Annotated in this window: 20 protein-coding genes; 13 read left to right on the top strand and 7 right to left on the bottom strand. The window is 64.8% G+C overall.

Going from position 1 to position 20430, the window contains the following annotated elements:
- Positions 1-53: 53 nt before the first annotated feature.
- The 3 genes from LFT47_RS02580 to LFT47_RS02570 all read left to right on the top strand — a co-directional run bounded on the left by LFT47_RS02580 (position 54) and on the right by LFT47_RS02570 (position 3160).
- Positions 54-1109 carry a LacI family DNA-binding transcriptional regulator gene (locus tag LFT47_RS02580; protein WP_236814899.1) on the top strand — a complete coding sequence of 352 codons (1056 nt, stop codon included), beginning with the start codon at positions 54-56 and terminating at the stop codon, positions 1107-1109.
- A gap of 259 nt (positions 1110-1368) precedes the next feature.
- A complete protein-coding gene (locus tag LFT47_RS02575; protein WP_236814897.1) occupies positions 1369-2763 on the top strand; it encodes an MFS transporter in 1395 nt (464 codons plus the stop codon).
- A 64-nt stretch (positions 2764-2827) separates the two neighbouring features.
- The gene (locus tag LFT47_RS02570) at positions 2828-3160 is read left to right on the top strand and encodes an L-rhamnose mutarotase (RefSeq protein WP_236814895.1); all 333 of its coding nucleotides are present in this window, start codon (positions 2828-2830) and stop codon (positions 3158-3160) included.
- Positions 3161-3172: 12 nt separating this feature from the next.
- On the opposite strand, the gene LFT47_RS02565 is transcribed toward LFT47_RS02570, so the two are convergent.
- Both LFT47_RS02565 and LFT47_RS02560 read right to left on the bottom strand, forming a co-directional pair.
- Positions 3173-4435 carry an acyl-CoA dehydrogenase family protein gene (locus LFT47_RS02565; protein WP_236814893.1) on the bottom strand — a complete coding sequence of 421 codons (1263 nt, stop codon included), beginning with the start codon at positions 4433-4435 and terminating at the stop codon, positions 3173-3175.
- Complete coding sequence (locus LFT47_RS02560) at positions 4432-5223, bottom strand: SDR family NAD(P)-dependent oxidoreductase (protein ID WP_236814891.1); 792 nt, start codon at positions 5221-5223, stop codon at positions 4432-4434. Before LFT47_RS02560 ends, LFT47_RS02565 begins: the two co-directional genes overlap by 4 nt.
- Positions 5224-5333: 110 nt before the next feature.
- Between LFT47_RS02560 and LFT47_RS02555 the strand changes: the two genes are divergently transcribed.
- Both LFT47_RS02555 and LFT47_RS02550 read left to right on the top strand, forming a co-directional pair.
- On the top strand, positions 5334-6530 hold the full coding sequence (locus tag LFT47_RS02555) for a glycoside hydrolase family 76 protein (protein WP_236814884.1): 1197 nt from the start codon (positions 5334-5336) through the stop codon (positions 6528-6530).
- Complete coding sequence (locus LFT47_RS02550; protein ID WP_236814882.1) at positions 6527-7036, top strand: hypothetical protein; 510 nt, start codon at positions 6527-6529, stop codon at positions 7034-7036. The genes LFT47_RS02555 and LFT47_RS02550 overlap by 4 nt, the downstream gene beginning before the upstream one ends.
- A gap of 2 nt (positions 7037-7038) precedes the next feature.
- On the opposite strand, the gene LFT47_RS02545 is transcribed toward LFT47_RS02550, so the two are convergent.
- Complete coding sequence (locus LFT47_RS02545) at positions 7039-7644, bottom strand: YdeI/OmpD-associated family protein (protein ID WP_236814881.1); 606 nt, start codon at positions 7642-7644, stop codon at positions 7039-7041.
- A 69-nt stretch (positions 7645-7713) separates the two neighbouring features.
- On the opposite strand from LFT47_RS02545, the gene LFT47_RS02540 reads away from it, so the two are divergent.
- From LFT47_RS02540 to LFT47_RS02515, 6 genes are all read left to right on the top strand, one after another.
- The gene (locus LFT47_RS02540; protein WP_236814879.1) at positions 7714-8382 is read left to right on the top strand and encodes a VOC family protein; all 669 of its coding nucleotides are present in this window, start codon (positions 7714-7716) and stop codon (positions 8380-8382) included.
- Positions 8383-8591: 209 nt separating this feature from the next.
- A complete protein-coding gene (locus LFT47_RS02535; protein ID WP_059388553.1) occupies positions 8592-9131 on the top strand; it encodes an NUDIX hydrolase family protein in 540 nt (179 codons plus the stop codon).
- 84 nt (positions 9132-9215) lie between these two features.
- Positions 9216-10271, top strand: a complete 1056-nt coding sequence (locus tag LFT47_RS02530) for a DUF6707 family protein (RefSeq protein WP_236814877.1) — start codon at positions 9216-9218, stop codon at positions 10269-10271.
- Positions 10272-10332: 61 nt separating this feature from the next.
- Positions 10333-11058, top strand: coding sequence for an SRPBCC domain-containing protein (locus LFT47_RS02525; protein WP_236814874.1), 726 nt, complete (start codon positions 10333-10335; stop codon positions 11056-11058).
- Positions 11059-11109: 51 nt separating this feature from the next.
- The gene (tgt, locus tag LFT47_RS02520; RefSeq protein WP_236818277.1) at positions 11110-12444 is read left to right on the top strand and encodes a tRNA guanosine(34) transglycosylase Tgt; all 1335 of its coding nucleotides are present in this window, start codon (positions 11110-11112) and stop codon (positions 12442-12444) included.
- A gap of 145 nt (positions 12445-12589) precedes the next feature.
- Entirely contained in the window at positions 12590-13519 is a 930-nt protein-coding gene (locus LFT47_RS02515; RefSeq protein WP_236814872.1) for a hypothetical protein, read from the top strand.
- A gap of 111 nt (positions 13520-13630) precedes the next feature.
- On the opposite strand, the gene LFT47_RS02510 is transcribed toward LFT47_RS02515, so the two are convergent.
- The 3 genes from LFT47_RS02510 to LFT47_RS02500 all read right to left on the bottom strand — a co-directional run bounded on the left by LFT47_RS02510 (position 13631) and on the right by LFT47_RS02500 (position 16728).
- Positions 13631-15157, bottom strand: coding sequence for a DUF6297 family protein (locus tag LFT47_RS02510; protein WP_236818269.1), 1527 nt, complete (start codon positions 15155-15157; stop codon positions 13631-13633).
- 2 nt (positions 15158-15159) lie between these two features.
- On the bottom strand, positions 15160-15846 hold the full coding sequence (locus LFT47_RS02505; RefSeq protein ID WP_236814865.1) for an ABC transporter ATP-binding protein: 687 nt from the start codon (positions 15844-15846) through the stop codon (positions 15160-15162).
- A 180-nt stretch (positions 15847-16026) separates the two neighbouring features.
- A complete protein-coding gene (locus LFT47_RS02500) occupies positions 16027-16728 on the bottom strand; it encodes a queuosine precursor transporter (RefSeq protein ID WP_236814863.1) in 702 nt (233 codons plus the stop codon).
- Positions 16729-17089: 361 nt separating this feature from the next.
- Here LFT47_RS02500 and LFT47_RS02495 point away from each other — a divergent pair, with 361 nt between their 5' ends.
- Together LFT47_RS02495 and LFT47_RS02490 are read left to right on the top strand one after the other, a co-directional pair.
- Complete coding sequence (locus tag LFT47_RS02495; protein WP_236814861.1) at positions 17090-18031, top strand: DUF6036 family nucleotidyltransferase; 942 nt, start codon at positions 17090-17092, stop codon at positions 18029-18031.
- 47 nt (positions 18032-18078) lie between these two features.
- Complete coding sequence (locus LFT47_RS02490; RefSeq protein WP_236814860.1) at positions 18079-18672, top strand: dihydrofolate reductase family protein; 594 nt, start codon at positions 18079-18081, stop codon at positions 18670-18672.
- 126 nt (positions 18673-18798) lie between these two features.
- Here LFT47_RS02490 and LFT47_RS02485 read toward each other — a convergent pair whose 3' ends face one another.
- Positions 18799-20283, bottom strand: a complete 1485-nt coding sequence (locus tag LFT47_RS02485) for an XRE family transcriptional regulator (protein ID WP_236814858.1) — start codon at positions 20281-20283, stop codon at positions 18799-18801.
- Positions 20284-20430: the final 147 nt, after the last annotated feature.

The following is a 20430-nucleotide window of genomic DNA, read 5'->3' as shown; positions in this document are numbered from 1 at the left end:
AATCGGATGTTGCTGAAAGTGCCGAGACTGAGGCTTTTGAAGAGGAGTTGTCCGTGACTGCAAGCACGCTGTCCGAAGTGGCCAAACTGGCCGGCGTCTCCCCCGCCACGGCCTCCCGGGTGCTCAATGGCTCTGCCAGGACGCCGGCACCGGAGATCGCCGAGCGCGTCCGGCAGGCGGCCGACACCCTCGGCTACATCGCGAATGCCCAGGCCCAGGCCCTGGCGAAATCGAGCACGGGACTCATTGGCCTGATCGTGCATGACATCGCCGACCCGTATTTTTCCGCCATAGCGCAAGGCGTCCAGGCCGCGGCGCGGCAAGAACGCCGGATGGTGCTCCTCGCCACAACCAACGGCACACCCGCCGAGGAGAAGGAAGCTGTCGCCGCCTTCGCCGCACGGCGGGCCGAGTCGATCGTCATCGCAGGATCGCGCTCAACACGTTCCGAGGACGCCCGCGCGAACACCGACCTGGCCGCCGAATTGGACCGCTACTGCCGCAACGGCGGGCGCGTGGGCGTCGTCGGGCAGGCGATTCTGGGCGTCGCCGAAACGGACAGCTACCGCACCATCACCGTCCCTAACGAGCAACTTGCGCGGGATCTGGCGCGGGAATTGGCGCGTACCCACAAAGGCCCGTTCGTCATTGTGGCCGGGCCGGAGGGGCTGACCACTTCGGATGAGCGCGTCATGGGATTCCAACGAGGCTTGTCCGACGCCCGCCAGCCCGCCGCGGATATTGTGCACGTCGCGTTCAACCGGAACGGCGGGTTCGACGCCGGCATTGAACTGGCCTGGCGGATCAAGGCGTCCGACCGATCGGCGCCCGATCAACGCTTGTGCATTTTCGGCACGAACGATGTCATGGCTATCGGCGTGGCCGCCGCGTTGAGGGACCAGGGGCTCAGGGTTCCCCACGACGCAAGTCTCGCAGGGTTCGACGACATCGAATGGCTCCGGGACTTCCGGCCAGCACTTTCCACCGTGAGCCTGCCGCTGGAAGAAATCGGACGGCTTGCAACTATGGCAACCCTTTCCAACGACGACGGCGGTGCGGCCGCCGTCGTCGGGAGCGTCACCCTCCGCAGGAGCACGGGTTCGCCCTAGCTCCCGGGTTCGGGGCGGCTCCATCGATGACCCGATCACGCCGGGCCGAGAGTCCGCCAGTGTGACCGGCACAACAATTTCCCCTTGACAGCCGGGCCGCGCGGGTGTCTCATGGAAAGCGCTTACCAGTTGGGAAAGCGCATACCAAGCGGAAATTCAGACCGATTCTTGCGAGGCGCCGCCCTCCTACTGGAAACCAGACCCAAAGACGGGAAGGCCCTTCCAGTGGCCCAAAACGACTTGTCCAAAGGAGGACATTATGAAGATCGACGCGAGCAGGCAGCGAAGTTCAACCGGACCGCGACCGTCCAGCACCACGAGGAAAGCGGCAGCCAGCGGCTGGATCGGCAGCGCCCTTGAGTACTACGACTGGTTCATCTACGCGCAGGCCGCGGCGCTCGTCTTCCCAGGCGTCTTCTTCCCCGCTGGAAACCCGACCGTTGCACTGATCGCTTCGCTCGGCACATACGCCGTGGGCTATGTGGCTCGCCCGATTGGTGCCTTCGTCCTCGGACAATGGGGCGACAAGCACGGCCGGAAGAACGTCCTGGTCCTTGCCATGGTGATGATGGGCGTATCGACCTTCGCCGTAGCTTTGTTGCCGACTTATGGCCAGGTCGGCCTCCTGGCGCCCGTCCTTCTGGTTGCCGTCCGGCTCATCCAGGGCTTCGCGGTGGCTGGCGAGCTGAGCGGCGCCAGCGCCATGATCGTGGAGCACGCGCCCTTCGGTCGCCGCGGCTTCTACGCAAGCTTTGCGCTCCAAGGCACCCAGGCCGGGCAGATCATTGCCGCGGCTGTCTTCCTCCCGCTCTCCGCCATACTCTCCAATGAAGCGTTTAAATCCTGGGGCTGGCGCATTCCGTTCCTCCTCAGCGCCCTCGTGGTGTTCGCCGGGTACATGATCCGCCGCCGGGTCGAAGAGACACCCATCTTTACTGAGGAAAAGGCGCACCAGGAGATCCCGAAAATGCCGATCGTCCGCGTTCTGCGGGAAAGCGGCCTGGACGTGGTCCGGGCAATCTGCATGACCTTGGTCAACGTCGTCGGCGTCACCGTCGCGGTCTTCGGTGCGGCGTACGCCACCCAGCCGGGTTACGGCGTCGGGATGAGTACTACTGTCTACCTCTGGATCCCGGTCTTGGCCAACGTCGTCGCACTCGCCCTTATCCCCTTGTTCGGAGATCTGTCGGATCGGTTCGGCCGCCGGCCGTTGATGATCTTCGGCTCGTTGAGCTCCGGCGTGCTGGCCTACGCCTACCTGTACGCGGTGGGCCAGAACAACGTACTGCTCACGATCGTCCTCTCGATCATCATGTGGGGCACGCTGTACCAGGTCTGGAATGCAACCTTCGCCAGCTTCTTCCAGGAGCTCTTCCCCGCCCGCACCCGCGTTACGGGATTCGCCATCTCGCAGAACATCGGCCTCGTCATCACCGCGTTCCTTCCGAGCATCTTCACGGCAATCGCCCCGCCGGGATCGGCGAATGTCCCGCTCATCATCGGGTCCATCTGCTTCGGAATCTGTGTCATCGGCGCCGTAGCCGCCTGGTCGGCCCGTGAAACGTACCGTATCCCGCTCAATCAGCTGGGCACGGCGAATGCGACGCCGGTTGCCCCCGAGGAGTACCGTCAGCTCCGGAGCGGTGCCCGCTAACCGAAGCGATTTGCGGCGAATCGCGGCCCATTAATGAAACGATTCACAGAAGAGGAGAATCCACATGCGCGTTTGCTTCCGATCCTCGGTCACGCCCAGCCAGATTCCCGAGTATCGGCGCCGGCACGCGGCCGTGTGGCCGGAGATGCTCCGTGAACTCAAGGCGGCCGGCTGGAACAATTATTCGTTGTTCCTGGCCGACGACGGGCTGCTGGTGGGATACGTGGAATGCGACGATTTCGACGCTGCACGCGCCCGAATGGCCTTGACCGACGTGAATGCCCGTTGGCAGGCGGAAATGGCGCTCCTGTTCGAAGACGACGCACGGGCGCCGGACCAAGGCTTCGTCCAACTCACGGAAATCTTCAATCTGGAGGACCAATTGTCCGGGAGTTAAGGCCAAAACGCGTCAAACGATTGCGGAAACCCCTGTCACGGCCCGGCCCACGATGAGCGAGTTGATCTCGAACGATCCTTCGTAGGTGTAGATAGCCTCAGCATCGGCAAAGATCTTGGCCATGCGGTAGTCGGTCACGATGCCGTTCCCGCCCAGGATGGACCGGCCCATCGCCACGGTCTCGCGCATCCGGGCGCTGCAGTAGGCCTTGGCCAGTGCCACCTGAGCCATTTGGGCTCCGCCGTGCCGCACTCCCTTGCTGTCCGTGTAGATGTCCTCCTGCAGCTGGGCTATCCGCACCATCATGCCCATGCTGGCCACGGCATTTCCGAGCATGTCCACTAGTTGCTGCTGGATGAGTTGGAACTTCGCCAGCGGGCGGCCGAACTGCTGGCGTTCGAGGGCGTACTTCCGGGCGACGTCGAATGCCGCCAACTGCTGCCCTACGGCCTGCCAGGCCACCATGAGCCTGGACCCTCGCAGAAGGTGGTTGGTGTCGGCGAAACTGTTGATCCCGGAAAAGCGATCCGCCTCGGCAATCCGGACATCGTTGAGGACAATGTCGGCGTTTTGCACGGTTCGCAAGGCGATCTTGTTCTCGATCTTGGTGCGCGTCACGCCGGGCAGGGTGGCGTCCACGATGAAGCCTCGGACGGCTCCGTCAGCTTCGTCCCGGGCCCAGACCAGCATGTGGTCGCAGAACGTCCCGTTGCCGATCCAGCGCTTGGCGCCGTTCAGCACCCAGTAGTCGCCGCCGTCGTCGGCTCCCCCGGTGACCCGGCGAGCCACCGTCTGCAGGCCGCCGGCCACGTCGGAACCGTGGTCCGGTTCCGTGAGCGCAAACGCCCCGGTGGTCCGGAGGTTGGAGGCGTCGTCCAGGTAGCGGTCCTGCTGGTCCTTGGAACCGAACTCGTAGAGCGCCTCGATGAAGAGGTCGTGGTGGACCATGAAGAACGTGGCAATAGAGGTGTCGACCCGGGTCATTTCCGCGATCACCAACCCGGCGAACAGGTTGCTGTAGCCGCGGTGCGTGGGGGTGCTCAGGCGAAGCGCGGCGAGCTTGGGCAGGATGTGCACCGGGAACTCAGCCTTGTCCCACCAGTCCTTGGCATAGGGCGCGATTTCCGCGGCAAGGAATTCCCGGAGCTCATTGAGCTTGCGCTGCTCCTGCACGCTGAGCAGCGATTCGAAATCGAAAAAATCCGCCCCAGGCAGGGAAGGCAGGGAACCAGTCGAGTGTTCGACGGCGGCTGCCAGCTTGTGCGCCTGGCTCACTTCGGTGCCATCCGGATGGCGCCGTCGAGGCGGATGGTTTCGCCGTTGAGCATGGCGTTTTCCACGATGTGCGCCACGAGGTTGGCGTACTCGGCGGGGCGGCCAAGACGTGCGGGGTGGGGTACCTGCTGGCCCAGGGAGAGCTGCGCGTCCTGGGGCAAGCCGGCGAGCATCGGGGTTTCGAAGATGCCCGGCGCGATGGCCATGACCCGCACCAGCGAGCGGGCAAATTCACGGGCCAGGGGCAACGTCATCGCGGCCACGGCTCCCTTGGACGCGGCATACGCAGGCTGCCCGATCTGGCCGTCGAAAGCCGCCACGGAGGCCGTGTTGATGATGACGCCGCGTTCCTCACCACCGAGTTTGGTGGACGCAGGTTCGTTCCGGGCCATCGCGGCGGCAGCCAGGCGGATCACGTTGAATGTACCCACGAGGTTGATCTGGATGACCCTGTTGAAGTTCTCGAGCGGCAGCACGCCGTCCTTGCCGAGCACCTTGCCCGGGGTTGCTACGCCGGCGCAGTTGACCAGGATCCGGAGCGGACCCAGCGCGACGGCGGCGTCGACGGCGGCCTGCACTTGCTCCTCGTTGGTGACGTCGGCAGGGACGAATACGGCCCGGCCGTCGGCTCCCGAGGCATTGAGTTCGGCAGCCAGGGACTCGCCGGGAGAGGAGTGGAGGTCAAGCAGCACTACCGATGCTCCGGCGTCGAGCAATCGCCTTGCTGTCGCGGCCCCCAGTCCCGAAGCCCCGCCGGTTATCAACGCAACTGCGCCCTTGATGTCCATCCATCCTCCTTGATGCAGAACCAAAATCCGTTAATGAATGTTAACTGAATCACTTTGATTGTGCACTGGGGAGGGGCCTGCGGCCAAGCGCGCAGCGTTAGGCTGTCACCATGTCCGCCCCCGACACCCCGCAGGGCACCCCCGGAACACCGGATTGGGCCGCGCGAGCCGACCACGCCGCGCGTTCGGTGACCCGGCATTTCGGTCGGCGCCTCCTTTTCCTTCCCGGAACACACCTTGCGGCGTCGGTCCGGCCGTCCACGCGTTTTCCGGGTCAGCCGTGGAACTACTGGTGGCAGGCGCACTACGTCGATTGCCTCGTGGACGCCGGGTTGCGCGAACTGGCCTCGGGATCAAGGTTCGACGGCGGTGATCGCCCGAGCGCGGGCCGGCTCGCTTCACGCCTGGTCACCACCATCCGCTTGCGCAATTTCCTTCGCTACGTGAACAGCTACTACGACGACATGGCATGGCTCGCCCTCGCCGTCCTGCGCTTGGACGCCCTAGCCGAAAAGGCGCACCAGCCCAGCCGCCGACGCAACGCCCGGTTGCAGGAAAACCTCTCTCCGCAGTTCGAATCGGCTTCCACTGAACACATGGGTGGCGGCACCTTCTGGAGCACCACACGCGATTTCAAGAACGCCCCGGCCACAGCGCCGGTGGCCCTGCACTTCGCCCGGACCGGCAAGCCGGAGCAGGCCCAACGGCTCCTGGATTGGCTCGATGCCACGCTCTTCGAACCCACCCGCGGCCTGTACCTCGACGGCGCTTGGATCAAGGAGGGCAAGCTCGTCCTCGCGGAAGAGGTCTACACCTACAACCAGGGTCCTGTCCTCGGCGCCTTGTTGGAGTTGGGTGGGGATGTGAACCTGGCCCGCGCTGCCGCCTTGGTGGGCTCGGTGGCCGAACATCTGACCCTCTGTGGACCTGAAAAACTCGTTCTTCGCGGCGAAGGCACCGGCGACGGCGGACTCTTCACTGGAATCCTCGTCCGTTACCTGGCCCTCGCCGCCGCGGACGTTCGCTTGCCCGCGCCCACCCGCGCTACCGCCGGCCAATTAGTGCTCGAGACAGCGGAGGCGGTCTGGGCGGGGCGGACTGTGCGCACCGACGCTGCCCACGGGACGTCCGGAACCTACGACGACGACTGGCTCATCTTCTCGACGGAACCACAGCGTCCGGCCGCCGAAACGTACCCGCCGGGCACCGCCGTCGAACTCTCCACGCAACTGCAGGCGTGGATGGTGCTCGAAGCCGCCGCGCGCGTCCGGAAATTGTCAGTGCCGGGGCCTAGTCTGGAGCTGTGAACCCGTCCCCGAGTCCGTTGCCTGTCACCGTGGTCGCTGCGCCGGCGGAATGGTGGCAGATCCTTGGCGCGCTCGGCCCGCTCGCTGTCCTTGTCGCGGCGATCGTTGCCGCGATCGTTGGCCTCCTGTCCCTGCGGCAGAAGGCGCGGGCGGATAACAGGTCCGAGTGGTGGCGCCGTGCACAGTGGGCGCTGGATGCGTCCCTGTCCCGCAGCCGCTCCGAGGCCGAAATGGGCCAGAAGGCCATCGAGATCCTGGGCCACAGCGAACTCGCGTCGCGGGAGGAACTGGCGCTCCTCAAAGTCGGGACTGAGGATGAGCTCCTTGCAGCCGCCACAGCATCCGAAACCCGCGCGCTCGCCCCCTCGCAGCGTCCCGCCTCGGTGAGCGCTGAAGACCGCAAGGTCCAGATCGCGGCAGCAAAGGCCAGGGTCGTGCTGGACCGGCGACTCGGCGAAGACACTCCAGGCTGGATCGTCGCGCTGTCCGCCGAGAAGCCCGAGTAAGGCTACTCCCCCACAGGCGCCGGCTTTTTCTTCTGCGGATACGGAGTCTCCTGCCGCGCCAGCATCTCGACAAAACCAGCAATCTTCCTGGCCCGCGTTTCCGCCTTCTTCACTGAGTTGGTGCGGTAGATCAGGGAATAGCGGTTGACCGACGTCAGCACATCGAACATCGCTTGGGCCTCGGGAACTGCGGCGATGGCGGCTGCGAGGTCCTCCGGAACTTCCGCGTCCGCTTGGCCCACGTAGGCAGATTCCCAACGCCCGTCCGCCTTGGCACTGTCGACGGCGGCCCATCCGGCCGGGGTCATCTTGCCTTCAGCCTCCAAACGGGCAATATGCCCCACGTTCCGTTTGGACCATGGGCTTTTGGGGCCGCGACGGGTCATACGCTGGAAGACGCTTTCGTCGTCGCGCCTTCTGCCTTGGCCGTCGATCCAACCGAAACAAAGGGCCTCATCCAAGGCAGCGGCGTAATCGAGTTCCGTCACGTTGCCGCCCTTCTTGTGCAGCACGAGCCACACGCCAGGGCTATCGGCCCCGTTCTTTTCGAGCCAGGAACGCCATTCGGCAGCGTCTTTGACGATCAGTTCTTCAAGTTCAACAGCCATGGCCCCATTCTGGTGCCAGCTAGGCTGAGGCGAAAGCACCTTTGCCCTGATTCGCGTCCCGGAGGATCCATGCTGCGCGTCCGCCCCATCCAGTTCACGTCCGACGTCGCCGCTTGGAAGCACCTTCTTGTAGCGCTAGGCCTCGTGTGCGTGAAAGACGACGGCGATTGGGTGGAGTTCGACGCCGGCTCGGGCCGGGTGGCCTTGCACCGTGCTTCCGCGGGCTCGCCCGACGACGGCACTACCGTGTTCGGCGTCGAGGTCGGGGATTTGGCCGAGTTCGCCCGGCGCACCGTTGCGGACGGAACCCGCGCCGAACTGTTCGACGCCGATCACGGCCAGGCCGTGCGCATTACCGCCCGGGACGGCTTCACGTTCCTCGCCGACAAAGCGAGCAGCCGCACCACCAGCCCGGAAGCGGATCCGGCGCTCGCCGTCGTCGGGACCTGGCTCACGCCCGATGTGCCCGGGGCCGCGCAGGGGTTGCGCAACATCGGCGCGCGGCCGCGGCATGCTTCCGCGACGTTCGCGGATTTCAGCACGAAAAACGGCGGCATCCTGCTGGTGCGGGAATCTTCGGAGCCGGCTGCGGGAGGCCTCTCTTTCGAGTACGACGGCGACCTCGCAGCTCTGGAGGCCCGGCTCGCAGCCGCCGGACTCGCTCCCGCCCGGACCAGCTCGCTTCTCACGATCCAGGCCCCGCGCGGCGGGACGCTTGCTGTGGCCGGCCCTGCATAGCCGAACGCCCGCTCACCTATATCGGTCTTTCCCCCCACCCTCGCTCAGATCATCTGCAGAAGGGATCCCGATTTTGGCCATATACATGAGCGAGCGTCGCCCGATTTGGCCACATAAGTGAGCGAGGGTTCCTGGTTTTGCGCTCGACGCAATCCTGGCTCTCGGATTCGCACGGCATGGAACGGGATCGGATGGGGTAGAACTTAACCATGAGTGTTCGTACCCCTGACCCCTACTCCGGCTGGCTTTCCGATGAAGACCTCTTCGAAGCCCGCGGCCGCCTCCCCATGGTTTACGTGGAGGCGGTTCCCGTGCGTCTGGATCCACTCGGATTCGTCAACGAGGTTGGTACCCTCCTTCAGGGCGACGCCGACGGCACCATGGTCCGATCCTTCGTGTCCGGCCGCGTGCTGTACCGCGAAACCATCCGCGCCGCGCTCTTGCGGCACATGGAAAAGGATCTCGGGCCGCTGGCCTTCCCGCAGCTGCCCGTCAGTCCCGTGCCGTTCACGGTGGCCGAATACTTCCCGGCGCCGTCGCAGACCGGCTTCACGGACGACCGCCAGCACGCAGTGTCCCTCGTCTATGTCATCCCGGTGACCGGCGAGTGCGAACCGCGCCAGGACGCCCTCGAGCTCACGTGGATGACTCCGCAGGAAATCCTCAGCGACGACGTCCAGCAGGAGTTCAGCGGCGGCCGCGGCAATCTGGTACGCCAGGCCTTGGCTTTTGCCGGCGTCGGACAGTAGCGGCTGGCAGTAGCCACCTCCCCGATTTGCTGGGTGGGTTTTATAGACTGTTGGGCGGACCCCAAGAGAACCAAAGGACTTCCGATGACTCACAGCCCGGCCGACCAGCAGTACCGTGAAAAGCAAGCTGGGGCCCTGCAAATCGGGGACCACTTGTTCCTCCCTGGGGATGGTCCCTCGGAGGAAATCGCGCACATCGAGCTCGAACACGACGATTTCGGCGTGCCCGCGCTCGTCCTGGTGACCACGCTCGACGGCGGAAAAGTACGGATCGCGATCGGGTCCAGCGTCCCTGTGGGTGAAGCACGTGTCGTGCCCGACGACGTCGACACGCTCGCCGAAGACCCTGCCACGCTTGCGGAGCAGCTTACCGGCGCCGGCAGTGAGCCCGACGCCGCTGACGCGCCCGACGCCGGTACCTCCGACGCCGGTGACTCGCCCGCGGAAGCCGTTCCCGCCGTCGTCGTACCCCCTTTGCCCACGGTGGCACCGACTGTCAGCGGACCGACGGCGCCGAGTCCCGAGCAGCTCGCGCTGATCCCGGAACCGACAGACTCGCCCGAGGACGTCGTGGCCGCCGCTGCCGAAGCGCACCCCGGCAGGAACGGCGTCGCGGTGTTGAGTGAACGCCTCGTGAAGGGCATCAATACGAAGTCGGGAAGCTGCCTGCGGGATCTGAGCGACCTTGCGCACGATCTTTTCATCGAGCTGCGGGATCCGGACCATGCCCTCGCGGTGGCCGATATTCTCAACGTGCTCCCCTACGACGGAAACCGCGACCGGTGGATGTCCGTTGAACGTTCCCTCGCCCTTTCCAGCTTCATTTGCCGTGAGCTCGGCCAAACGGACCGCGGGGAAGTCTACGATCAACTCCTGCAAGCGCCGGACACCGTGGAGACGGACCCGTTCAAGGCCCGGATCGCCGCCAAGGTCCGGCAGCGCGGGCTCAACGAACCGAACCTGTACGACAAGGAAATCTTCCGCTCCATCGACAACGGCAACCGCGACGCCGAGCGTGAATGGCGGCTGCTCCGGCTCGAAACCCTGCTGTTCCTGCGCTCGCACGGCGGCTCGAACACCCTTGGCGTCGGGGAACTCGATCACCGGATCGCGAACGAACTCGAGGCCGTGCGGGCTTAGGCGCTATCGGAGGATTCCGCAAGACCTGTCGCGTTCGCGCCAACGGCGGTAGATTCGGGCCATGACGAACAATCTGAGCGTTGTTGTTAATGCCGACGCGCAGCAAGTTTGGACTTCGCTGCGCGAACCGTCGCTCGTGGCTCAATGGCACGGCTGGGAGGCCGATGAGCTTGGCGACGAAATCAACCAAATCTACTTCAGCACCGCAGTGGTCGAGGGGCCTGACCACACAAGCCTCACGGTGAACGGCGGAGACGTCTTCGAACTCACACCGGTCAGCGGAGGCACCGAAGTCCGCGTGACGCGGGCCGCCTTGGACCACGATTCCGAATGGGCCGCGTGGGACGAGGACATCACCCAAGGTTGGCTGACCTTCCTGCACCAGCTCCGCTTCGCCCTGGAACGCCATCCACACGGGCACCGGCGCACGCATTTCGTCTCCCTGCCCGGCGGTAGCGGCTCCGGAATCCAGAAACTTGGCCTGGCCGACGTCCCGGCTCCCGGGGAGGAATACTCGCTCACGCTCCCGACGGGCGAGGCCATTTCCGGAAAGGTCTGGTTCCGGAGCAACCACCAGGTGGGCCTCACCGTGCACGGTTATGCGGAACACGGGGATGGGCTGCTGATTGTGGCTGACCAGCCGGTGATTCCGGAGAAGAGGCCCGACGGCGGCACTATCGTGATCGCGTCGACCTACGACCTGGGCGCGGCCAGCCTGGACTCGATCCGCTCGCACTGGGACGGCTGGAAGGCTGAGAACTACCCCACAGAGGTGCATTCGCACTGACGATTCACGCTCCCGGGCTGGCAGACTGTAACGGTGCCAGCCGATTCCTCCCTGCCTCGTTCCGGGTCCAGCTCCGAGTCCGATCCTTCCGCGCCCGGGACTGCCCCGCAGTCCGCGTTCTCCTTCGAGGTAGGCGCGCGGCTCAGCGAAACGCGGCCGCCGTCGTCGGGAACTTTGAACGCCGACGGCGACAGCCGCCACGGCGGCGGCAAGCGCGGGGAGTTCCTAGGCCGCACCGGAACCATCACCACACCGCACGGCCAGATCCAGACGCCCGCGTTCATCGCCGTCGGGACCAAAGCCACGGTCAAAGCCGTGCTGCCCGAATCCATGAAGGAGCTCGGCGCGCAGGCGTTGCTGGCCAACGCCTACCACCTGTACCTCCAGCCGGGGCCGGAGATCCTGGACGCGGCGGGCGGGCTCGGCGCGTTCATGAACTGGGACGGGCCAACGTTCACGGACTCTGGTGGATTCCAGGTGATGAGCCTCGGCTCGGGGTTCAAGAAGGTCATCGACATGACCTCCGTGGATGCGTCCGGGCCTGACGACGCGGTAGCCCCGGGCAAGGAGCGGCTGGCGCATGTGGACGAGGACGGCGTCTGGTTCAAATCGCACCTGAACGGGGACCGGCACCGTTTCTCGCCGGAGATCTCCATGCGGGTGCAGCACCAGATCGGCGCCGACATCATGTTCGCCTTCGACGAGCTGACCACCCTGCAGAACTCCCGCGGCTATCAAGAGGAATCCTTGGAGCGGACGCGTCGCTGGGCCGAGCGCTGCGTGGTGGAGCATGAGCGGTTGACGGCCTCCCGGGTAGGGAAGCCGTACCAAGCCCTTTTCGGGGTCATCCAGGGGGCACAGTACGAGGACCTCCGCCGCAAGGCCTGCCGTGACCTGGGCGGGATGCCCTTTGATGGTTTCGGCATCGGCGGCGCCTTGGAGAAGGAGAACCTCGGCACCATTGTGCGTTGGTGCAACGAGGAACTTCCCGAGAACAAGCCACGGCACCTCCTGGGCATCTCCGAGCCGGACGATATCTTCACGGCCATCGAGAACGGCGCCGACACGTTCGATTGCGTCTCCCCCACCCGGGTGGCCCGCAACTCGGCCTTTTACACTCCGTCCGGTCGGTACAACCTTTCCGGGGCACGCTACAAATCGGATTTCGGACCCTTGCAGGATGGTTGCGATTGCTACACCTGTGCCAACTATTCGCGCGCGTATATCCATCACCTGTACAAGGCGCACGAGATGGTCTCGGCCACGCTCATCTCCATCCACAACGAGCGTTTCGTGGTGAAGATGGTGGACGACGCGCGGTTGGCCATCGAATCCGGGGACTTCTTCCAGTTCAAGGCCGAGACCTTGGGGCGGTACTACTCGTAGCTTCCCTCCCGCCGTCGAGCTCGCCGGAACGGTGCCGGTTCGCCGGAGCGTTCGGGCGACCCGGTACCGTTCCGGCGACCCCGCGTTTTCCACATAGGCGACCAGGTGGCTTCCGTGCGTCCCGGCGGCCCGCGAGGCTGGATCAATGACGCCTTCCCAGCCATCTTCGCTCCCGGAAAAGGGAAACCTTTGGCGCACCGATCAACTCCACTCACATGGTCTAAATTCCCGTGCAATCCAGCTCCTGGTGCGTAGCGGCAAGCTTGTCCGGCTACGGTACGGCTGCTATATCCGGGCCGCGCTCTGGGAGAAGCAATCCGCTTGGCTCCGAAGCACGCAACTGATTTACGCCCATGCGCACGGAACGCTCACGACGTCGGCGGGAGACTTCGTGTATAGCCACACTTCGGCGGCGCGGCTGCACCGCCTCTTCCTCTGGAATGTCGACGACGTCGTCCACATACTGCTGCGGGTCCGGCCGTCGAGCGAGCGCCTTGGCAAGGACGTCCACGGACACACGAGGCCTTTCGACGAGACGGACGTTGTGACAATCAGGAACTTGCGGGTCACGTCCTTGGAACGGACAGTGGTGGATTGCGCCTTGCTGCTCAGCTACAAGCAGGCGCTGGTGATCATGGACCATGCGCTCAGGCTTGGCGCTGATCGCGCGGTTTTGCAGGCCATGGCCGAGGCATTGGATGGCCGACGCGGCGTCAGGAACCTTCGAATGGCCCTGGTCAACGCTGATCCACGATCCGAGTCGGCCGGCGAAACCTTGTGCCGCGAACTCATCTCCCGGCTGAAGTTGCCGATGCCCGAACCGCAGGTTGAGGTGCAAAGCCGGGCAGGCCGGCATCGGCTCGACTTTGCCTGGCGGGAGGCAAAGGTCGCTCTGGAATTCGACGGCGAGGTCAAGTACTTCGATTTCAAGCCGACAGCCGAAGTGATTTTCCAGGAGCGGCGCCGGGAGAAGGCCCTTAGCGAGGACGGCTGGCGTTTCGTCCGCGTGGAGTGGAAGCACCTCTTTCGCGAGCAGGAATTCAAGAACCGGATACTGACCGCCCTCCGTCGCTAGCCTCTCGCCGTCGTTAGCCTCCCGCCGTCGAGATCGCCGGAACGCACCCAGGTCGCCGGAACTCTCCGGCGATCCGGCACCGTTCCGGCGAGCTCGCGCCGGCGAGCCTCCTCAGGGGCGGTCGGCCGTCGTCACGCCGATCACCAGGAGCACCACATTGAGCACGACGGCGGGCGTCACCAGCAGCTCTGGGGCGTTGAACAGCATGCCCAAAGCCAAAGGGACCAGGGCGAAGAGGCACAGAACGTAGCCCCGGATCCGGGTTCCCAGCATGGCGGGTCCGCTGCGTCCCAGCTGCATCAGGTACACCAGCTTGGTCAGGTCTTCCTGCTGCCGGAAAGCACGCCGCAGCATCCCCGCGCCCAAACCACCGCTCGCCGCCGCGCCCAGGACGAGGAGCTCCACCCGGAAGCCCCCGGCCAGCACGAAGAATCCGGCAGCCGCCGTCGTCCACAACCCCATCAGCATGACTGGCAGCGCGACGTGGACCCAGCGCGAGGCCGTCCTGGAGATCGGAAGGAGGGCGTCGAGACTGGGAGCCATGCGCAGCTGCCAAAGCGGCCCGGCCGCCGCGGTGGAAGAGAAGATCGCCGCGGCAAGCAGCACGGGAAGCAGGATGACGGGTGAATCGAACGTCCGGACCAGCCCGGTCAAGGGAACGACGGCGAGACCCAGGCCCCAGCGCCACAGCCGGCCGGGCTGCCGGGCGAGCACGGTTGCCTCGGCGTGGAAGAGCGCGCCCGCTGCGGTGCGCGGCGTGCCCGGAAGCTTGATCCGGCTCCGTTTGCCGCCGCTGGACAGGGAGGCACTGAGCTCCCCGGTGTCCATTAGTGTGAGCGCAGCCTGGACATGTCCCCTCGCGGACCCTGCCTTGAGCAGCGATGTGGTGCGGACGCTGGAGAGCTTGTTTCGCATGCCGAGCGCCGCGGCAATCAAAGCGACTGCAGGGGCGACGGCGAAGTTCCAGTTTCCTTGCAGCGTCCCGAAAAGCATTGCTCCGAGTGCGGCCGAAGCGGCAGCCAACAGCCACGAGGTTGCCCGGCCTTGCGGCCTGGCCGACCTCTGGCTCCCGGCCGGCCCTGCCAAGCGCGTCTGGGCGAACGCGGCCAGCGCGAGAATAGCCGCGCCGGTCAGTGCCCCTGCCAGGACCCGTCCGGCAAACACCACCGCGTTCGAGCCGCTGATGACCGCTACGGGGATGGTGGTGAGTGCCCCGACGACGGCGGCAGCCAGGACTGCGCGTCGCAAGCCTCGGGCTAGGAGCGGCTCGCGGTTGATAGCCAGCGAGTACCACCAGTGCCGCTGATTCGCCGTGATGGCCAGTGGACCGAGCCTGCCCGCCACCCAGTACGCGGCGAGGCCCAAGAGCCCGAATCCGGCCACGAGACCGTATTCAACAGGAACCACACCGTAGCTGGCCGAAATCAGGTGGCCGCCGAAACCATGTTCCGCGGCGGCAGTGAGCCCGTTGAGGAGGCCCGTCGCGTAGATCAGGCCGACGCCGAAGGTCAGGAACTGGATGTAGAGCTCGTTGAGCCTGGAAAGCAAGGACTGGCCACGCGGGCGGATGACCTTGCGCGTGGCACGCTCGGGGTCGAAGTCGACGAACTCCGGCTGCGCTACGGCAGCAGTGGACATGCTCACCGGCGGATCCTCGCCACGGCCTCGTCGGTACTCACCACGCGCGCACCGCCGTCGTCGACTATTACCGCCCGGGTACACGCCGCCTGGGCGACGTCCGCATCGTGGGTGACCATGACGACGGCGGCACTCTTTTTGGCAGTCCGGGCGATCCGCTGGGCGAGCAGGCCACGCATGCGGGTATCGAGCCGCTGCTCCGGCTCGTCCAGGACTAGCAGTTCGAAGGGGCGGATGAATGCCGAGGCCAGGAGGAGCTTGCGGCGCTGCCCCGAGGAAAGCTGATCGGGAAACGCTTCGGCCACCGTTTGGAGCTCGAAGAAGTCGATCTCTCCCTCCACGGCAGCATCGGGGTCGGCGAGGCCATGCCCCCTGGCCACCAAGGAAAGGTGCTCGCGGACGGTGAGGGAATCGAAGTAGGCATCTTCATCCAGCAGCACCGAAACCTTGCTGCGAAAGAGGGCCGAGCGGTCGTCCGGCATCAAGCCAAGAACGTGGGCATCGCCCTCAATAGCGGCCTGCGCGCCAATCATCGTGCGGAGCAGGGTGGATTTGCCCGCACCGTTTTCGCCCACCATCCCGAGGACTTGCCCGGAGAAAACCTCGACGTCGAGCGGCCCGCACACTGCATGCTCGCCATAGCCTGCAACAAGATTCTCGGCCGTGAGCACGGCGTTTCCCAGCTTCATCCTCTGAAACTACCGGACTTCCCTGCGGTTCCCCTGAGCCGACGACGCCCGCTCACATATATCGCCCCCCGCGACAACGCCGGCTCACCTATATCGCCTCACGGGCCGACGCCCGCTCACATATATCGCGTCCCGGGCCGACGCCCGCTCACATATATCTCCTCCCGGGCCAACGCCCGCTCAGGCCCAGTAGCTGGGCTCGCGCTTCTTGATCCAGCCAATGACCAAGGACGTTACGGGCACGAGAATGTACTGGACACCGACCTTGTACACAAAGCCAACCAGCACATAGTTGACGAAGCTTCCGAAGTCCGTGATGCCAATGACCGAGGCGGCGATGCTGCAGAAGATGAGCGTGTCCACGAATTCGCCCACCCCGGACGATCCCATGAGCCGAGCCCAGAGGGTTCTCTCTCCCGAACGGGCTTTCATCCTGACCAGGATCAGCGAGTTGATGGTCTGGCCGGCCAGGAACGCGAGAAGTGAAGCAAGGACGATCTGGGGAACCGGCCCCAGTGCGCCTTCGATGGCAGCCTGCTTGGCGTTGCCGTAATCGTCATTGAAACCGGGCAGCGCGATGATGATCCAGTAGCAGAGCGATGCGAATGCTGACAGTGCGAACGAGGTGATGATCGCTTTGCGGGCAACTTTGAATCCATAAATCTCGCTCATCACATCGCCGAGAATGTACGCAAGCGGGAAGAGGAAGAATCCGCCGTCGGTGATGATCGGACCGAAGACGACGCCTTTCGCAGCGCCGATGTTGGACAGGATCAGCACGACGGCCATGCACGCCAGCATGATGCCGAAGTACGGGGAGCCTATCGATGCGAAGCGGGGCGCGGGTTTACTGAGGGTCTGGGATTCTGGTGCTGACGTCATCGCTTGTCCGTTCATAGTGGTTTGCGCAGGCGGCCGGAGTTAGCACGGCGCCCCGCTGTATTAGCACTGGTGGTGGACCCGCCAGCAAAACCGCGGAGCCTCCCCTATTCTCGCATCGAGGAATCGAGAATTGTCCGGCAAACTCGCCACCGCGCACGACGCTCGTCACCATAAGCGAGCGAGCGACCAGCCAAAACCCGACATAAGCGAGCGAGCGACCAGCCAAAACCCGACATAAGTGAGCGAGCGTCGGAGTCGCCACGAACCCGTTCGACCGCCTCTGGCAGGGTGGCGCGGACTGAGGCAAGCTTGGTCCAAGACCGGCTGAACAGCAGGGCTCGGGACGGAGCGGGGGAAGTGCATGGTGGAACATTTTGACACGGTGGACGAATACATTGCGTCGCGGCCGGACGAGGTGCGAACCATCCTTCAGGAGATCCGGCGGCGGGCACTGGCAGCTGTGCCCGGAGCCGGGGACAGGATCAGTTACGGAATCTCCACCATCACGCTCGACGGCCACTATGTGGTGTATTTCGCGGCGTGGAAGCACCACATTTCCGTCTATCCAGTGCCCGACGGCGACGAGGACTTCGAGCGGGAAATCGCCCCTTTCCGGGCGGCCAAGGGCACGTTGAAGTTCCCCTTGGGGAAGCCAATCCCGTACGAGCTCATCGAAAAAGTAGCAACGCTGCTGGCTGGGCGCGAGCGGCAGCGGGGCGGCAGCGGGGCGGCTACTGACAATCGGCCGGTGCGGGGGTACGGTACAGCCATGCGCCGCGATGAGCTCGAGCACGCCATCCGAGCCGCTACGGACATCATCCACGGCGACCGGGTGATCGTAATCGGCAGCCAGTCAATTCTGGGATCCTTCACGGAGGACCAGTTGCCTGCATCGATCACCATGTCGGATGCCGTCGATATCGCCCCGTTTTCCGACGACGACGCCGGCACGCTTGCGGACAGCATCGACTCCGCCCTTGGTGAGTGGTCACCCTTCCACAAGGAGTTCGGGTTCTATGTCCAGGCTGCCGAAAGGGAGACTGCTGTGCTCCCGGAGGACTGGGAGTACCGCCTTGTCGGTGTGCGCAATGAGCAGACCCGGTACAGCACCGGGCTTTGCTTGGATCCCTACGATCTCTGCGCGGCGAAGCTCATTGCGGCACGCCCCAAGGACCATGCGTTCGTTCTGGCACTCATCGAGTCATCCCTCATCGACCGTGTCCGGCTCGTGGACAGAATACGGCTGGTAGACCCGTCCGAGCCTCGCCGCGATGCGGCTTTGTCCTGGGCCATGTCCGTCTGACCCGTCCCGGCCTGCCCAAACCCGTCCGAAACTGAAGGAGCAACGCAATGACCAAGGTAGTGGCGTTCATGTCGATGTCCCTCGACGGCTATGTGGCGGATCTCGACGACGGCGTCGACGAGGTCTTCGACTGGTACTTCGCAGGCGACGTCGACGTCCCTACCTTCAACCCGGGCTTCACATTCCATGTTTCCGAAGCGAGTGCCCAACACCTGCGGACCTTGATGGGTGAGGTGGGTGCGATGCTCACCGGGAGACGCACCTCCGACCGGGCCGACGCCTGGGGCGGCCAGCACCCGTTCGGCGTGCCCGCGTACGTCGTGACTCATCAGATGCCCGAGGGGTGGCCCCGTTCCGACTCCTCGGTGCACTTCGTCACCGACGGGCTGGAAAGCGCTGTCGGGCAGGCAAAGGCGGCGGCTGGCGACAAGATCGTCGGCATGCACGGGCCGGACACCATCCGACAGTGCCTCGACGCTGGCTTGCTCGACGAGATCCGCGTCGACCTGGTTCCGCTCCTGCTCGGATCCGGTATCCGGCTGTTCGATCGCTTTGAGAACGCGCCGATCACTTTAGGCAACCCGACCGTCGTCGAGGGTGTGGGCGTCACCCACTTGAGCTACCCGGTCCTCAAGGAGTAGGCGTCACGCAGGGCAGGTTTTTGAGTCCGTACCACGGGCCAAGCCGCGGAATTCCGGGGCCGTCCAGCCCGCAGGAATCCAAAAAGGTGCGCAGCGTGACGCGCCCCCAATGCAACAGCCCAATAACTACCCCGAGTGCGCCTCCAGGAACGCGTACACCTCGGTCTCGTCGACGCCGGGGAACGCACCCGGCGGCATGGCGGCCAGGAGGTGCGAGTGAGCGCGGGCGGACGGCCAGGCATTGCCTGCCCAGGATGAAGCCAACGACGCCGGGGGCCGCTTGCAGCAGTTCGGGTCCGGACACGTCGAGGTAGCCCGCGCCGTCGTTTCCCTCCCGCGGAACCACTTCACATGCTGGTACGGCACGCCGATGCTGAGCGAAAATTCCCCCGCCGCCGAGCGTTCGGTACGGGCCGTGCACCAATAGGTGCCGGAGACGGTATCGGTGTATTGGCTGTAGGCGCTGAACTTGTCCGGAACGTCGAACACGGCACGCGAAGTCCACGCCTTGCACGCCGGCTGGCCCTCGATGGCGCCGGTATGGTCCTGCGGGAAGGCGACGCCGTCGTTCTCGTAGGCCTTGTAGATGATGCCGCTCTGGTGGGTCTTCTGGAAGTGGGTGGTGATGCCCAGGTGCTTCGTGGCCAGGTTGGTGAAGCGGTGCGCGGCTGTTTCATAGGAGACGGCGAAGGCGTCCCGGATGTCCTCGACGGCGATCTCCTTGGCGGCTTTCGCCTTCTGGAGGAACTCCAGGGTGGCGTGTTCGGGCAGGAGGAGCGCCGCGGCGAAGTAGTTCGTTGCGACCCGCTGCGCCAGGAAGTCGCCGTAGTTCTTGGGCGTCTCGTGGCCCAGGACGTAATGGCCGAGGGCCTGAAGAAGGACCGAACGGGGATCGTGGTCCTGGCGTTGGCTCTGCGTGAGATAAATTCGGTGATTCTTTAGATCGGTCACCGAGCGGGTGGAATGGGGCAGGTCGCCCACGTGGTGAAGCGTGAATCCGAGGTGGTCCGCGATGTCTGCGATGACGTGTTGGCTCAAGGGACCGGCGGTGTAGCCAACGCCTTTGAGGACCTTCTGCGCTTCGGCCTCGTACTCCGGAAAATAGTTGCCGCGCTCGCGCATCATGGCACGCAGTTCACCGTTCGCGCGCCGGGCTTCTTCCGGCGTCGCGACCTGCTCGTTGAGCCTGCGCTCAAGCTCCTGCAGGAGGCCCACTTGCGACTCTAGAACATCGAGCGGTAGCCGCGCGCTGACGCGGATTTTCGGCAGGTTCAACGACTCGTAGAGGGGCCCGCGCTGGTATCGTTCCAGCTCAATTTCCAGGGCGGCGCGGCGGCTGGGCGGTTCCGCTCCGAGCAGCTGGTCGATGCCCACATTCAAGGCGGCCGCGAGTTGCTTCAACAAACCCAGCTTGGGTTCCCGCTTGCCGTTCTCGATGAGGCTCAACTGGCTGGGGGCGGTCCCGACGGCGGCACTCACGTCGTCGAGGGTCAGCCCGGCCTGCTTGCGCAGATACCGCACGCGGCGGCCCAGGCTGATGACGTCCAGTTCGGCGTCAGAGGCAGACGACGACGGCGGCGGTACTTCGCGGTTCCAGCTCACAGGTGACATTTTTTGAGAATACGCGAAGAAGTGCGTTTCTTTCCATGGTTTTCCTCTAGAAAGCCTCTTGGAAGTACTGAAAAGTAAGAACTACGGAAACCCCGGCCGGCCTGGACTGCAAAGGCGCAGCGAAGATCGGCCGGGGCTACATAGACA

This window comes from Arthrobacter sp. FW306-2-2C-D06B (assembly GCF_021789175.1).
GTDB lineage: Bacteria > Actinomycetota > Actinomycetes > Actinomycetales > Micrococcaceae > Arthrobacter.
Note: the sequence above shows the minus strand (reverse complement) of the source record. Positions and strands in the feature narration are given on the sequence as shown.